The sequence below is a fragment of the Sphingomonas sp. PP-F2F-A104-K0414 genome (assembly GCF_004340945.1).
Classification (GTDB): Bacteria; Pseudomonadota; Alphaproteobacteria; order Sphingomonadales; family Sphingomonadaceae; genus Sphingomonas.
Genome location: NZ_SLYD01000001.1, coordinates 776,288 through 790,921, shown reverse-complemented (window position 1 = coordinate 790,921; position 14,634 = coordinate 776,288). Strand labels below are relative to the sequence as shown.

Here is a 14,634-nt window from a genome sequence, read left to right as displayed (position 1 = left end):
CGTGGGTGAGGTGATCAACCTGCGGCTTGCGCGGAAGCAGCGGGCACGGGCCGCGGCTGCGGTGCGCGCGAACCAGAACCGGCGGGTGTTTGGACGGACGACCGCGGAGAAGGCAGCGGAAGCGGCTGTGAAGGCTCGGATGGACAGGACGCTGGATGGTGCAAAGCTAGAAAGCCCCGCACCCGACAAACCTCCGGAATAACCTCAACGTCACCCTTCCCCTTACGAACGATGAGCGTGGTACTCAGCGTTGTCCCTCGTAATTCTCTTCGCGAACGCCGCGTCTGCGATCCTCCCCCGCCAGGGGGAGGATCGTTTGAGTGGCGTCGTGCGGCACGATGCCCTTCCTTGTTCTCCCGCGAAGGCGGGAGCCCAGTCTGGATCTCCGCTTTCGCGGAGAGACAAATCTTAGGATAGCAGCCAACAGCCACACTCTTCGCCGCCCCTCCACAGGAACGTCGCGACCGCCGCGCCGTTATGCCCCCGTAACAAAGGGGCCATCATGATTTCGGATGCGAATGCGACGCTGCTCGCCAAGCTCGGCTTTGCCGCGCGCGGGGTGGTGTACATCCTTGTCGGCTGGTTCGCGGTTGATGCAGCGCTGCACGGCGGCGAGATTGCCGACAACCAAGGCGCGATCGGGTCGATGGCAGGCGGGCCGCTCGGCCCCGTACTGCTGGCGATCGTCGCGGCGGGGCTGCTCGGCTACGCGATCTGGCGGCTGACCGAAGCCGCAGCGAACCCGGAGCAGATCACCCGCGATGCCAAGGGAAGTCTCAGGCGGATCGGCCATGTTGTCAGCGGCATCGCGCACTTGATACTCGCCTGGACTGCGACCCGGCTCGCACTCGATCTGGGCAAGGGCAAGATCGCCGTCTCGCCCGGCGACGAGAGTGCGCGCGACTGGACCGCGTTGTTGCTCGACCAGCCCGCCGGACGCCTCCTGGTCGGCGCGGTCGCGATCGGGATCCTCGTCGCCGCATTCCAGCAGGCGCAGAAGGCGTGGCGCGGCGACTTCATCCACGACCTGCGCGGCGATGCCCCTGCCCCCGGCTATGTCTGCACGATGGGCCGGATCGGCTACGGCGCGCGCGCGCTCGTGTTCCTGATCGTTGCCGGGCTGTTCGCCCTTGCGGCGTGGACCGCGCACGCCAGCGACGCAGGCGGGGTGGCTGAAGCACTGGAACGGCTGCAATCACAACCGGGCGGCAAATGGCTGCTCATGCTGACCGGGATCGGGCTGGCGCTGTTCGGCGCATACAGCTTGGTCGAGGCGCGCTTTCGCCGGCTTCACGTCGACCTGCCGGGCACCGACTAAACCGAACGACAGCATATCGTTAAGATGCGGCGCTTAACGAAGATCAGTATGTACACGATCGCCTTCGACGTTCCGACCAAGACGCTCACCATCGTCACCGAGGGGTTCTGGTCGCTCGCGACGACCGCGGCGTTCTCCGCCGAACTACTGGCGCGGGGTACGGCTGCCCGCCTGTATCACGGCCGGTTCGTCGTGCTCGCCGACCTGCGCAAGGCGGCGATCCAGCCGTTGAAGGTGGTCGATGCGCTCGAAGCGATGATGCCCAAGGCGCTCAAGGTGACGTCCGCGCCGATCGCGGCAGTGGTGGCGTCGCATTTGGCCAAGCTCCAGACCGAACGCTATCTGAAAGCCGAGAACTGCCGGACCTTCCTCGACATCGACGAGGCAAAGGCCTGGCTTGCGGGTGATAGCCACGCCGCCTGACGGGCTTCAGTCCTGCGGTGCGGTCTCGAGCAACGCCGCCTCGACCTCTTCGATCGTGATGCCGAATGCGCCGGCAAGCCCCGACAAGGACGCGCCACGATCGGCGAGCGTGCGGATTCTGGCAGTATCTACGATCGTCTTGTAGCTGCGCGTGTCGCGGTCGGTCTTTGACTCCGCGCCACTACGCGCGAGCGCGCCCGAACGGCGGCGTTTGGAGATCTTCAGCGCCTCGACGTCGTTGGTCGGCGGCGCATCGAGCCGCGCTTTGATCCGCTGATCCTCCTCGATCCGCCGGCTTTCGCGGGCGCGTTCGCGCTCCTGGGACTGGAGGTCACGTTGTGCAGCACGCGATTCGGATCGCTGTTCGGACGCGGCAAGCCGCTCCTTCGCGCGCTGCTCGCGGCCGTCGGCACGCTCCTCCGCGCGCTTTGCGGCACGGTCGGCGGTGCCGGGCATGAGCGGCCCCGTTCCCCTGCCGCCGCTCGGCCAGCCGTCGCTCATTACGCATCCTGTCGTCACCGGTGCGCCGTACGACGCGGAGGCGCGCTGCTAGGCGATGGTGGCGCGGGTGACTAGGGGGTCGTCCCTCACGATCCTCCCCCGCCAGGGGGATGTGTCGCCGAAGGTGACGGAGGGGGAGGACACGGAACGACGGTTTGCGCGGGCCTCCCCCTCCGTCAGGCTGGCGCCTGCCACCTCCCCCTTGCGGGGGAGGATCGAGCGTCGCCCGTCGTCAGGCGTTCGCAGTCTCGAGCGCGGGGTAGTCGATATAGCCCTCGGGACCCTGGCTGTACCACGTCTTCGCATCGTCCTTTGCGAGCGGCGCGCCGGTGCGCAAACGCTCGGGCAAGTCGGGGTTCGCGATGAACGGACGACCGAAGCTGATCGCATCGGCATCACCCGTGTCGAGCTCAGCCTGCGCCTTTTCCAGCGTATCGTAGTCCGAGTTCACGATCAGCACGCCCTTGAACACTTTCCGGATCGCCGGGCTGAGCTTTGGCACATCGGTCTTGCCGAACGTGCCGTCGGGGCCAGGCTCGCGCAGTTCGAGGAACGCGATGCCGAGATCGGACAACGCCTTTGCGGCCGCGGTGAACAGCGCCTCGGGGTTGCTGTCGTCAACGCCCTGCGAATCGCCGTTCGGCGACAGGCGGACGCTGACGCGATCAGCGCCGGCGACCGAGATGACGCGCTCGGCGACCTCGCGCAGCAGACGGACGCGGTTCTCGATCGAGCCACCATATTCGTCGGTGCGGAAGTTCGCGTTGTCGCGCAGGAACTGGTCGATCAGATAACCGTTCGCCGCGTGGATCTGCACGCCGTCAAAGCCTGCCGCGAGCGCGTTCCTGGTCGCCAGCTCGTAGTCGGCCAGCAGGCGCGGGATCTCGTTGGTCTCGAGCGGACGCGCGACCTCGAAATCCTTCTTGCCCTCGAACGTGTGCGCCTGGCCTTCGGTCGCGGTTGCCGACGACGACACGGGCTGCGTCTCGTACACCGACGAATGGCCCTGGCGACCCATGTGCCATAGCTGCGCGACGATCCGGCCGCCGGCGGCGTGGACCGAGTCGGTGACGGGCTTCCAGGCGGCAACCTGCGCATCGGTCCACAGACCCGGCGCGAACGGCCAGCCGAGGCCTTCGCGGCTGATGCCGGTGGCTTCCGAGATGATCAGGCCGGCGCTCGCCCGCTGCGTATAATACTCGACCATCATGTCGGTCGGAACGGCATCCTTGTCGGCACGCCCACGCGTGAGCGGCGCCATGATGATGCGGTTCGGCGCGTCGACGGCGCCAAGGGTAATCGGATCGAATAGGCTAGGCATGGAAGCTCCTTATTGGCCTGACGGGGGGAAGATAGGAGGCTACAGCGCGGCATGCATCGCCCCGACCCGCAAAGATTATCTAGCGCGCCCGATACGCCGCGCGGTTTGACGACGGAGGCGAACAGTGTCGCTGCGCCGGGCCTGATCGCGTTCGCGGCGCTGGTGGTGGCGAACGTCGCACTCGCATTCGGGCCGTGGTTCGTCCGCGCGACCGAGGTCGGACCGGTGGCGGCGGGGTTCTGGCGGCTGACGCTCGCGGTGCCGTTCCTGGTCGTCCTCGCGGTCCAGCAGGGCGCGCGACCCAGGCGGCTCGGGTGGAAATTATGGGCCGGGCTGCTCGCGGGCGGGGTTTGCTTCGCGGCCGATCTCGGTACCTGGCACCTCGGGATCCTGCGGACGACGCTCGCCAACGCGACGCTGTTCGGCAACGTCGCGACGCTGATCTTTCCGATCTACGGCTTCCTGATCGTACGAAGCTGGCCGACGCGGACGCAAGGGTTCGCGCTGGCGCTGGCGGCGGCAGGCGGCGCATTGCTGCTCGGGCGGTCGTACCAGCTCGATGCGAAGAACCTCGCGGGCGATCTGTTCTGCCTGCTCGCGGGGCTGCTCTACACCGTCTATTTCATCCTGATGGCGCGCGCCCGGGCGACGCTCGCCCCGGTTTCCGCGCTGACCTTGTCGACGCTGGCGGGGATCGTGCCGCTGCTGGTGTTCGCGCTGGCGATGGGCGAACGCGTGCTGCCGACGCACTGGGGGCCGCTGATCGGGCTCGCTTTGTGCAGCCAGGTGCTCGGCCAGGGGCTGATGATCTATGCGCTCGGCCGTTTCACGCCGCTGGTGATCGGGATCGCGCTGCTGATCCAGCCGGTGGTGGCGGGGCTGGTCGGCTGGCTGGTGTATGGCGAGCGGCTTGGGACGGCGGATCTGGTCGGCGTCGTGATGGTCGCGGTCGCGCTGGTGCTCGTGCGTCAGGGCCCTCCCCCCGAATTACCTCTTGAAGACGCGCTTGATACGCCTGATTTTGGACGGCAGGAGACGGTATGACCCAGGACCTTACGCTCGACGAAATCCGCGCCCTGCTGGCGCCCGGCATCGCCGCCAACGCGGCGTTCGACGGCTGGAGCGACGCCGCGCGCGACATGGCCGCACAGGCCGAGGGGATCGACACCGACATCGCCGCGCTGGCGTTCAAGGACGGCCCGGTCGACATGATCGACGCGTGGTTCGCGCATATCGACGGCGTGATGCTCGCCGCAGTGCCGCCCGAGCGGTTGGCGCTGATGAAAATCCGCGAGAAGATCACCGCATTGGTCGAGGCGCGACTCGACGCCACCTCGATCGATCGCGAGTCGCTGCGGCGCGCGCTGGCGATCCTCGCGCTGCCGCAGAATCTGGCGAAGGCGACGCGGCTTGGCTGGCGGACGGTCGATACGATCTGGCGTGCGGCCGGCGACGTCTCGACGGATTATAATTACTATACCAAGCGGACCATCCTTCTCGGCGTGTACGCGTCGACGATCACGGTATTCCTCGACGACGAGAGCGAAGGCCTCGCCGACACGCGCGCGTTTCTCGGTCGCCGGATCGGCGGGATCATGCAGTTCGAAAAGGCTAAGGCCGGATTCCTCAAGCGCACCGAACATGGTTTCAGCCTGTCGAGATTCGTTGGCCGGCTTCGCTATCCGACGGCCTGAAGCTGCCAATGATACGCTAAGTAACTCTGTCTCCTGAATTTCGCCCAGATGGCGAGACGTTGGGGCGGTAGTAACCGACGACGGTTAGTGCTTCCCTTTCCCGAGCGTTACTGATAATCACTCGCATCATGGACACTCGCCCCGATCGTTCCGTCAGCCTCGAAACCCTGCCGCGCAAGCAGCACGCGATTGTTGCGGCAATCGAGTGGGCGCGACTTGCCGGGCCCGAAGCGCGGCGACTGCGCGAACTCGGCTTCGACGAGGGCGTCGATGTCGAAGTCCTGCACCGCGCGACGCTGGGCCAGGGCCCGATCGCCTGCCGGATCGGTCGCATGACGGTCGCGCTGCGCCGTGCCGTCGCCGGCGCGATCCAGGTTTCTCCCATGCCTGCCGCGGCCGAATAATCCTTTAGAATGAACGCAGCACCGCTGGTTGCGCTGGTCGGCAATCCCAATGCCGGCAAGAGCGCGCTGTTCAACGCGCTCACCGGTGCGCGGCAGAAGGTCGGCAATTATCCGGGAGTGACGGTCGAGCGGAAGGTCGGGCGGCTGATGCTCGACGACGGTCGTCCCGTAGAGCTGGTCGACCTGCCCGGCGCGTATAGCCTCGAACCCTCCTCCCCCGACGAGCGCGTCACGCGCGACGTCGTCACCGGGACGCAGGACGGCGAGCGCCTTCCCGATGCGCTGGTGGTGGTCGTCGACGCCGCCAATCTCGACAATCACCTGCGATTCACGCTCCAGCTGATCGCGCTCGGCCTGCCGGTCGTCGTCGCGCTCAACATGGTCGATCTCGCCGAGCGAGACGGGCTGAAGCTCGATCCCAAGGTTCTCGAACGCGAACTCGGCGTGCCGGTGATCCCGACCGTCGCGGTGCGCAAGCGGGGGCTCGACGAGTTGAAGGCGGCTCTCTCCAGCATCGTCGTCAACGGCCCGATGCGGCTGCGGAAGTCGGACGGCAGCGTGCAGGACGATATCGTCACGCTCCAGCGCCGCGCGCGCCAGATCGCCACCTCCGCGACCGTCTCCGAGACGCAGGTCCGCCGCTGGACGCACATGCTCGACGCGGTCGCGCTGCACCCCGTCGCCGGGCCGATCCTGCTGCTCGCGATCATGTTCCTGATGTTCCAGGCGGTGTTCAGCTGGGCACAGCCGTTCATGGACGCGATCGATGCGGGCTTCACCGCGTTGCAGGGGTTCCTGACCGCCGAAATGCCCGATTCGCTGCTCCGCTCGCTGCTGGTCGATGGCGTGATCAAAGGCGTCGGTGCGGTGATCGTGTTCCTGCCGCAGATCCTGATCCTGTTCCTCTTCATCCTCGTGCTCGAGGCCAGCGGTTATATGGTCCGCGCGGCGTTCCTGATGGACCGGGTGATGGCGAGCGTCGGGCTCTCGGGCCGCGCGTTCATCCCGCTGCTGTCGAGCTTCGCCTGCGCGATCCCCGGGATCATGGCGACGCGGACGATCGACGACGAGAAGGACCGGCTGACCACGATCCTGATCGCGCCGCTGATGACGTGTTCCGCGCGTCTGCCCGTCTACACGCTGATTATCGGCGCGTTCATTCCCAACACGAAGATCCTGCCGTTCGTGGGGCTCCAGGGCATTGTCATGCTCGGGCTGTACGTGATGGGCATCGTCGGCGCGTTCGTCGCCGCGCTGGTGCTGCGCCGGACGGTGACCAAGGGCGTGTCGTCGGGCTTCATGATGGAGATGCCGAAATACCAGTGGCCGCAGTGGCGCGACGTCGGCATCGGCCTGTGGAGCCGCGCGCAGATCTTCCTGAAGCGCGCCGGCGGGATCATCCTGACCTCGACGATCATCCTGTGGGTGCTGCTGAGCTTCCCCAAGCCACCCGAACAGCCCGCCGGTGCGCCGAAGATCTCGGCGGTCGATTATTCGGTCGCCGGGCGCATTGCGAACGGCATCGCGCCGATCTTCGCGCCGATCGGCTTCAACCGCGACATCGTCCTCGCGCTGATCCCGGCGATGGCCGCACGCGAAGTCGCGGTCGCGGCGATCGGCACCGTCTATGCGATCGACGATCCCGAGAGCAACCAGGGCGGCAAGGCGATGGTCGAGAACCTGCGCGGCCGCTGGAGCCTGCCGACCGCGCTCGCCTTCCTGATGTGGTTCGTGTTCGCGCCGCAGTGCATTTCGACGATCGCCGTCACCCGTCGCGAGACCAATGGGTGGAAATGGCCCGCCTTCATGGTTGGCTATTTGTTCGCCGCCGCCTACATCATGGCTGGCATTACATACTGGCTGGCGGTGTTCGCCGGCCTCTGAGGGGCATCATGGCAGGCAGCGTCAACAAGGTCATCATCGTCGGCAATCTGGGTCGCGACCCAGAGAGCAAGGCGTTCCAGAACGGCGGCAAGGTCGTCAATCTGCGCATCGCGACATCGGAGTCCTGGAAGGACAAGATGTCGGGCGAGCGCAAGGAAAAGACCGAATGGCATTCGGTCGCGATCTTCAACGAAGGTCTCGCGAACGTCGCCGAGAAGTATCTCCGCAAGGGCTCCAAGGTCTATATCGAGGGCGCGCTCCAGACGCGGAAGTGGCAGGACGCGCAGGGCCAGGACAAGTATTCGACCGAGATCGTGCTGCAGGGCTTCAACAGCGTGCTGACGATGCTCGACGGTCCGAACGGCGGCGCGGGCGGTGGTGCAGGCGGCGGTGGTGGTAGCCGCGGCGGTGGCGACGACTGGGCCGGCGGTGGCGGCGGCAACGACTTCGGCGGTGGCTCGTCGGGCGGCGGCGGTTACGGCGGTGGTGGCGGTGGCAGCCGCGGCGGCAGCGCACCGTCGGGTAGCGGAAGCGGTGGCGGCGCCCGCGGCGGCAGCTTCGGCCAGACCGGCGGCTTCTCCGACGATCTCGACGACGACGTGCCGTTCTAAGTTCAATGACGACGCTGTATTCCGTTCCTACGACCGCCACGTTCGACGAGGCCGAGCGCTCCCGCGTGATCTCGGCCTACGACGTTGCCGGTGCGCGCGCGAAAGGCCAGCTGGACGACATCGTGTCGTTCGCGGCCGAATTGTGCGACGCACCGGTCGCGTTGCTGAGCCTGGTCGAGGAGGAATATCAGCGGTTCCTCTCGCGCACCGGCACCGATCTCGAACAGACGCCGCGCAGCATGTCGTTTTGTGCGCACGCGATGCACCATCACGAAGTCATGGAGGTGGCCGACGCGCGCACGGACCCGTGCTTTACCGACAATGCGCTGGTGACGGGCGAACCCTATGTGCGTTTCTATGCCGGTGCGCCGCTGGTCTCGAGCGAAGGCGTACCACTCGGTGCGCTGTGCGTGCTGGCGCCCGATCCGCGCGAGGGGCTAACCCGGTTCCAGCGCGACGGCCTGACCCTGCTCGCCAAGGCGGCGATGGGGCGGCTCGATGACCGCCGTACCGCGCGCGAACAGGCGTTTGCCGAAGCCGAGGCGCGGCGGACGCTCGAGGCGAGCGACCTGCGGTTCCGGACACTCGCCGACACCATGCCGCAGATGGTGTGGTCGACGCTCCCCGACGGCTTCCACGATTATTTCAACGCGCGCTGGTACGAATTTACCGGCACGCCCGTCGGGACGACCGACGGCGAAGGCTGGAACGACATGTTCCACCCCGACGATCAGGACCGCGCCTGGGCCGTCTGGCGCCAGTCGCTCGACACCGGCGAGCCGTACAATATCGAATACCGGCTCCGGCATTTCGACGGCACGTATCGCTGGGTGCTCGGCCGTGCGCTGCCGGTGCGCGACGAAAACGGCGCGATCCAGCGCTGGTTCGGGACGTGCACCGATATCCACGAACAGAAGCTCGCTTTTGAAGAGCGCGAGATCATCAGCCAGGAGCTGAGCCACCGGATCAAGAACATCTTCGCGGTGATCGCCGGGCTGATCGCGTTTTCCGCGCGGGGCAAGCCGGAGTTCGCGGGCATCGCGACGGACTTGCGCCACCGGATCAACGCGCTTGGCCGCGCGCACGACTTCGTCCGCCCGCACAGCGCCAACTCGCGTCCGGCTGCTGCGCAGAACAGCCTGCACGGCCTGTTGCGGGAACTGTTCGAGCCGTATCAGCGGATCGACGGCGCACGTCTCAGCGTCACCGGCGACGACGTTCAGATCGACGATCGCTCGGCCACGCCGCTCGCCTTGCTCTTCCACGAGCTTGCCACCAACGCGACGAAGTACGGCGCGCTTGCGACCGAACTCGGCACGGTTCGGATCGCCGTCACGGCGAACGACGACACGGTGAGCTTGAACTGGTGCGAACAGGGTGGCCCGTCAGTCGCCAAGCCTACGACGCCAGCGGGTTTCGGTACGCAGTTGATCGAGATGAGCGCCGTGCGTCAGTTAGGCGGCAGCGTGAACCGGACTTGGAACGACGATGGCCTGATCGTCGACCTGACGATCCCGAAGGCTGCGTTCAGCCGCTGACCACGCGAATGACGTCGTCATGGCCGATCGGATCGTCGTTGCAGGCCAGCGCCGCAGCCGCCAGGATCGCGGCATCACTGAACGGCTTGCGGATATACCCAAGGCACTCCGCATCGCCGATCTGCGCAGGATTGGCGGTCACGAACACGACCTTGACGCCGTAGTCCTGCGCCATCCGCCTGGCAATTTCCGGCCCGGTCGGTCCGTCGCGCAGGTTGATGTCTACGAACGCGAAGTTGCATCCCGGTGCCGCCGCGATCGCGCTGTCGCGGTCGGCCGCGATCCCCGCGACGCCGTAGCCGGCATCCATGAGGATTCTCTCGAGGTCGAGCGCGACGAAGATTTCGTCTTCGACAATGAGGGCGGTCTTGGTCATCGGCGAAGTAACCAGTCGCCCGCTGATCGGTTCCGCCAAATCGGTGATTTAGATCAACCGCTTGTCCCGATATGGCCTGATTCCCGCAAATTCCTGCAATCGATTACCGTCGCAGCAGGAACACCGCGTGCTCGGCGAGCAGGTTGGCACCCCCCGCGCCGGTGCGCTTGTCGCCAGACAGAAACCACGCATCCTCGACGATGATCCCGCGTGCTTTCACGAAGGCGCGGAAGTCGTCGATCGTGACGTGGTGGATGTTCGGCGTGTCGTACCAGCTCTCGGGCAATTGCCGCGTCACCGGCATCCGTCCGCCCCACAGCAGCGACAGCCGCACACGCCAATGCGCGAAATTGGGGAAGCTCACGAACGCGCGCCGGCCGATCCGCAGCAGGTGATCGAGCACGAGATCGGGCGCGCGTGCAGTCTGCAACGTCTGGCTGAGGATCGCGTAATCGAAGCTGGCGTCGGGATAGCCGGCAAGGTCGATATCCGCGTCGCCCTGGATCACCGACAGCCCGCGGGCGACCGCCGACGCTACGTTGTGCGCATCGATCTCCAGCCCACGTGCATCGACATCCCGCGTGTCGCGCAATGCGGCCATTAACGCGCCATCGCCGCAACCGATGTCGAGCACCCGGCTGCCCTGTGCGACGTTCTCGGCGATGACGGCAAGATCGGTCCGCAATGTCTCGGGGGGCGTCATGGTGCGGTCCGTAGCTGCTCGGCGAGGCCAGGGGCGAGCCGTTCCATGTAGCGATCGGCGCGGACCAGCGGGTGGAAGCCGAGCCCCGCATAGACGCCGTGCGCGTCGGCAGTGACGAGGCCAATCCTCCGCAGTCCTGCGAACGAGGGGTGATCAAGGAACCAGCTGACCATCCGCCGCCCCAACCCCTGCCCGCGCACGGACTCCTCGACCCAAACGTCGGCGAGCCACGCGAATGTCGCGTGATCGGTGATCATCCGAGCGAACCCGACTTGCGTTTCGCCCTGATACGCACCGAGGCAATGCGACCCCGCGATCGCGCGTTCGACCAGCGACCGCTCGATCCCCGGCGACCAATAGCTGCTCGCCAGCCAGCCATGGATGCGGTCGATCTGCAGCTTGTCCACGTCGTCCGAAAGGAGGATCGTCATCGCCCCGCCCTCAAGAAGCCGTCGACGACCCGGTTGAGATCGGGGGCCTCCAGCAGGAACGCATCATGGCCGTAGGGACTCGACAGCTCGACGAAGCTCACCGGCGCGCCCGCAGCGTTCAAGGCTTGGACGATCGCGCGGGATTCGGCGGTCGGGTAGAGCCAGTCGGTGTCAAAACTGACGAGGCAGAACCGCGCCTTGGTCGCGCGGAACGCGTTGGCGAGCATCCCGCCATGCTCCTCAGCGAGATCGAAATAATCCATCGCCCGCGTGATGTAGAGATACGAGTTCGCGTCGAACCGGTCAGTGAAGGCGAGGCCCTGGTGCCGCAGATAGCTCTCGACCTGAAAATCCGCGTCGAACCCGAATGATTTCGCATCGCGTGCTTGCAGCCGACGCCCGAATTTCTCGGTCAGCCCGGCTTCGGACAGATAGGTGATGTGCGCTGCCATCCGCGCCACCGCGAGCCCGGCGGTCGGCGCGTCGTCGTCGTGATACTCGCCCCCGCGCCAGTTCGGATCGGCCATCACCGCCTGCCGGCCGACCTCGTGAAACGCGATGTTCTGCGCGGTATGCCGTGCGGTCGAGGCGATCACGACGCACGCCTTCACGCGGTTGGGGAAGGTCGCGGGCCAGCTCAGCGCCTGCATCCCACCCATCGATCCGCCGACCACCGCGTGGAGCACGCCGATGCCGAGATGGTCGAGCAGCATCGCCTGCGCGCGTACCATGTCGCGAATCGTGATGACCGGAAAACTCATCGCCCAGGGCCGCCCGGTCGCCGGGTTGATCGTCGCCGGACCTGACGAGCCCATGCAGCTGCCCAGCACGTTGGCGCAGACGACGAAGTGCCGCGCAGGGTCGATCGGCTTCCCCTCGCCGACCATCCGCGTCCACCAGCCGGGTTTGCCGGTGCGCGGGTGGTTCGACGCAACGTGCTGGTCGCCGGTCAAAGCGTGACAGATCAGGACCGCGTTCGACGCATCGGCGTTGAGCGTGCCGTAGGTCTCGTAGGCGATATCGACCGGCGACAGCAGCACGCCGCCGTCGAGCCGCAGCGGCCCCGGCAACGTGACGCGCCGCGCAAGGCCGAAGCGCTGGTCGGTGTCGTGGCCGATGCTGGGGTCGATGGCAGGCGTGTCGAGCATGCCGCGCGCTACCATAAGCGGCCGCGAACATGCCAGCGCTGCGTCCTCAATCCTCCCCCGTAAGGGGGAGGTGGCTGGCCCTTGCCAGACGGAGGGGGAGGACAGGAACACAGCTGTTGCGTCGCCCTCCCCCTCCGTCGCTTCGCGCCACCTCCCCCTGGCGGGGGAGGATCGTGAAGTGCCGTGATCGACACGCCCGCCCACGCACAAACATTGCCACCGCGGCACCGTGCCCGCTATGTCCCGCGACCATGACAAACATCATGCCCGCACCCGCGCCGAAGCCCTGGATCATGGGGATCGCGCCGTACACGCCCGGTCGCTCGACGACCGACGATGGCCGCACGGTGATCAAGCTGTCGTCGAACGAAAACCCGCTCGGCACCAGCCCCGCCGCGAAGGCCGCGTTCGATGCCGCCGACCGGACGCTGGAGCGCTATCCCGACGCCGGCGCGACCGCGCTGCGCGAGGCACTGGCGGCGCATTACGATCTAGATCCAGCACGTGTGATCTACGGTACCGGTTCCGACGAGATCCTGCATCTGGTCGCGGGCGCCTATGCGGGCCCCGGCGACGAGATCATCCACGTCCGCTACGGCTTCGCGGTGTACGAGATCGCGACGCGCCGGGTGGGGGCGGAACCCGTCATCGTCGACGACCGCGACTATGCGACCGACGTCGACGCGATCCTTGCCGCGGTCACCGAGCGCACCCGCGTGGTGTTCGTCGCGAACCCGAACAACCCGACCGGCACGTTCACGCCGCGGGCGGAAATCGCGCGGCTGCATGCAGGGCTCCCGAAGTCGGTGCTGCTCGTACTCGACCAGGCCTATGCCGAATATCTGTCGCCCGAGGAGGACGATGCGGGTTTGGCACTCGCGATGACCGAGGCGAACGTGCTGGTCACGCGGACCTTCTCGAAGATCCACGGGCTGGCCGCCGAGCGGATCGGCTGGGGCTATGCCTGCGCGCCGATCATCGACGCGATGCACCGCATCCGCGCACCGTTCAACGTCACCACCGCGGGGCAAGCGGCCGCGGTCGCCGCGATCGGCGACACCGCGTTCGTCGACGCGACGCGCGCGCATAACGACACGTGGCGGAGCTGGTTCGTCGAGCAGATCGGGCAGATGGGCAACGCCGGTTTGCGTACGGTGCCGTCGAAGGCGAACTTCGTGCTGGTACTGTTCGAGGGCAAGCTGACCGCCGACGCCGCCTATCATGGCCTGATGGACGCGGGCTACATCGTCCGCTGGCTGCCGGGCCAGGGCCTGCCCAACGCACTGCGCATTACGATCGGTACCGAGGAGGAAACGCGCGGCGTCACCGCGGCGCTGCGCAACCTGGTCGAAAACGCCTGATGCTCCCGTTCGCGCGCGTCACGATCATCGGGCTGGGACTGATCGGCTCGTCGGTGGCGCGCGCAATCCAGGCGACGATGCCGACGGTGCGCGTCACCGGCTACGACGCCGACGCGAACGTGCGCGAGGCGGCCGACCGGTTGCAGTTCTGCGACGACGTTGCGGACTCGGCGGGGGCGGCAGTGATCGACGCCGACCTCGTGATCCTGTGCGTCCCCGTCGGAATCATGGGCGATGTCGCCCACGAGTTCGCGGCCGAACTTCCCGCCGACGCGGTCGTCAGCGACGTCGGCAGCTGCAAGGCCGAGATCGTTCGCGCGCTTACCGAGGCGCTGCCAAACGCGACCATCGTCCCCGCGCACCCGGTGGCCGGCACCGAGCGCTCAGGCCCCGAAGCCGGTTTCGCGACGCTGTTCCGCCACCGTTGGTGCATCGTCACGCCCCCCGAAGGCGCCGACCCGGTCGCGGTCGAGCGCGTGTCGGAGTTCTGGCGGCGGCTTGGCGCGCAGGTCGAGACGATGGCGCCCGAGCATCACGACCGCGTCCTCGCCGTCACCAGCCATCTGCCGCATCTGATCGCCTATACGATCGTCGGCACTGCTGGCGATCTCGAGGAAGTGACACAGTCCGAGGTCATCAAATATTCCGCTGGCGGCTTCCGCGACTTCACGCGGATCGCGGCGTCGGACCCGACGATGTGGCGCGACATCTTCCTCAACAACCGCGAGGCGGTGCTGGAGATGTTGCAACGCTTCTCGGAGGATCTGAGCCATCTCCAGCGCGCGATCCGCTGGGGTGACGGCGACGCGCTGTTCGACCTGTTCACGCGGACCCGGGCGATCCGGCGGAGCATCGTCGAACAGGGTCAGGACGACGACGTGCAGGATTTCGGCCGCACGCACGGCTGAAGAGGCGCTTGCT

The 14,634-nt window shown here is 66.8% G+C and carries 17 protein-coding genes; 11 read left to right on the top strand and 6 right to left on the bottom strand.

Annotated features, from left to right (window positions below; all coding sequences use genetic code 11):
- The first annotated feature begins 1 nt into the window (after nt 1).
- The 3 genes from C8J46_RS03485 to C8J46_RS03475 all read left to right on the top strand — a co-directional run bounded on the left by C8J46_RS03485 (nt 2) and on the right by C8J46_RS03475 (nt 1,741).
- A complete protein-coding gene (locus C8J46_RS03485) occupies nt 2–202 on the top strand; it encodes a DUF4169 family protein (RefSeq protein WP_132735019.1) in 201 nt (66 codons plus the stop codon).
- Nucleotides 203–502: 300 nt separating this feature from the next.
- Nucleotides 503–1,318 carry a DUF1206 domain-containing protein gene (locus tag C8J46_RS03480; protein ID WP_132735017.1) on the top strand — a complete coding sequence of 272 codons (816 nt, stop codon included), beginning with the start codon at nt 503–505 and terminating at the stop codon, nt 1,316–1,318.
- A 48-nt stretch (nt 1,319–1,366) separates the two neighbouring features.
- On the top strand, nt 1,367–1,741 hold the full coding sequence (locus C8J46_RS03475; RefSeq protein ID WP_132735015.1) for a hypothetical protein: 375 nt from the start codon (nt 1,367–1,369) through the stop codon (nt 1,739–1,741).
- A 6-nt stretch (nt 1,742–1,747) separates the two neighbouring features.
- On the opposite strand, the gene C8J46_RS03470 is transcribed toward C8J46_RS03475, so the two are convergent.
- Together C8J46_RS03470 and C8J46_RS03465 are read right to left on the bottom strand one after the other, a co-directional pair.
- Nucleotides 1,748–2,242: a hypothetical protein gene (locus C8J46_RS03470; RefSeq protein WP_243643196.1), complete on the bottom strand. Its 495-nt coding sequence runs from the start codon at nt 2,240–2,242 to the stop codon at nt 1,748–1,750.
- 232 nt (nt 2,243–2,474) lie between these two features.
- Nucleotides 2,475–3,563 carry an alkene reductase gene (locus C8J46_RS03465; RefSeq protein WP_132735013.1) on the bottom strand — a complete coding sequence of 363 codons (1,089 nt, stop codon included), beginning with the start codon at nt 3,561–3,563 and terminating at the stop codon, nt 2,475–2,477.
- Nucleotides 3,564–3,614: 51 nt separating this feature from the next.
- On the opposite strand from C8J46_RS03465, the gene C8J46_RS03460 reads away from it, so the two are divergent.
- The 6 genes from C8J46_RS03460 (at nt 3,615) to C8J46_RS03435 (ending at nt 9,694) form a co-directional block, all read left to right on the top strand.
- Nucleotides 3,615–4,607, top strand: a complete 993-nt coding sequence (locus tag C8J46_RS03460; protein WP_132735011.1) for a DMT family transporter — start codon at nt 3,615–3,617, stop codon at nt 4,605–4,607.
- Nucleotides 4,604–5,257 (top strand): COQ9 family protein, encoded by a 654-nt coding sequence (locus C8J46_RS03455; RefSeq protein WP_132735009.1) that lies wholly within the window; start codon nt 4,604–4,606, stop codon nt 5,255–5,257. The genes C8J46_RS03460 and C8J46_RS03455 overlap by 4 nt, the downstream gene beginning before the upstream one ends.
- 128 nt (nt 5,258–5,385) lie before the next feature.
- A complete protein-coding gene (locus C8J46_RS03450; RefSeq protein WP_055874807.1) occupies nt 5,386–5,661 on the top strand; it encodes a FeoA family protein in 276 nt (91 codons plus the stop codon).
- A gap of 9 nt (nt 5,662–5,670) precedes the next feature.
- Nucleotides 5,671–7,545 (top strand): ferrous iron transporter B, encoded by a 1,875-nt coding sequence (locus tag C8J46_RS03445; RefSeq protein ID WP_132735007.1) that lies wholly within the window; start codon nt 5,671–5,673, stop codon nt 7,543–7,545.
- A gap of 8 nt (nt 7,546–7,553) precedes the next feature.
- A complete protein-coding gene (ssb, locus tag C8J46_RS03440) occupies nt 7,554–8,156 on the top strand; it encodes a single-stranded DNA-binding protein (RefSeq protein WP_132735005.1) in 603 nt (200 codons plus the stop codon).
- Nucleotides 8,157–8,161: 5 nt separating this feature from the next.
- A complete protein-coding gene (locus C8J46_RS03435; RefSeq protein WP_132735003.1) occupies nt 8,162–9,694 on the top strand; it encodes a PAS domain-containing protein in 1,533 nt (510 codons plus the stop codon).
- Here C8J46_RS03435 and C8J46_RS03430 read toward each other — a convergent pair.
- From C8J46_RS03430 to C8J46_RS03415, 4 genes are all read right to left on the bottom strand, one after another.
- Nucleotides 9,684–10,070, bottom strand: a complete 387-nt coding sequence (locus tag C8J46_RS03430; RefSeq protein WP_132735001.1) for a response regulator — start codon at nt 10,068–10,070, stop codon at nt 9,684–9,686. The genes C8J46_RS03435 and C8J46_RS03430 overlap by 11 nt on opposite strands.
- A gap of 103 nt (nt 10,071–10,173) precedes the next feature.
- On the bottom strand, nt 10,174–10,773 hold the full coding sequence (gene metW / locus C8J46_RS03425; RefSeq protein ID WP_132734999.1) for a methionine biosynthesis protein MetW: 600 nt from the start codon (nt 10,771–10,773) through the stop codon (nt 10,174–10,176).
- Nucleotides 10,770–11,204 carry a GNAT family N-acetyltransferase gene (locus C8J46_RS03420; RefSeq protein ID WP_132734997.1) on the bottom strand — a complete coding sequence of 145 codons (435 nt, stop codon included), beginning with the start codon at nt 11,202–11,204 and terminating at the stop codon, nt 10,770–10,772. The genes metW and C8J46_RS03420 overlap by 4 nt, the downstream gene beginning before the upstream one ends.
- Nucleotides 11,201–12,352, bottom strand: coding sequence for a homoserine O-acetyltransferase (locus tag C8J46_RS03415; RefSeq protein WP_132734995.1), 1,152 nt, complete (start codon nt 12,350–12,352; stop codon nt 11,201–11,203). The genes C8J46_RS03420 and C8J46_RS03415 overlap by 4 nt, the downstream gene beginning before the upstream one ends.
- 263 nt (nt 12,353–12,615) lie before the next feature.
- On the opposite strand from C8J46_RS03415, the gene hisC reads away from it, so the two are divergent.
- Both hisC and C8J46_RS03405 read left to right on the top strand, forming a co-directional pair.
- Nucleotides 12,616–13,713: a histidinol-phosphate transaminase gene (gene hisC, locus C8J46_RS03410; RefSeq protein WP_132734993.1), complete on the top strand. Its 1,098-nt coding sequence runs from the start codon at nt 12,616–12,618 to the stop codon at nt 13,711–13,713.
- A complete protein-coding gene (locus tag C8J46_RS03405; protein WP_132734991.1) occupies nt 13,713–14,621 on the top strand; it encodes a prephenate/arogenate dehydrogenase family protein in 909 nt (302 codons plus the stop codon). Before hisC ends, C8J46_RS03405 begins: the two co-directional genes overlap by 1 nt.
- Nucleotides 14,622–14,634 lie beyond the last annotated feature (13 nt).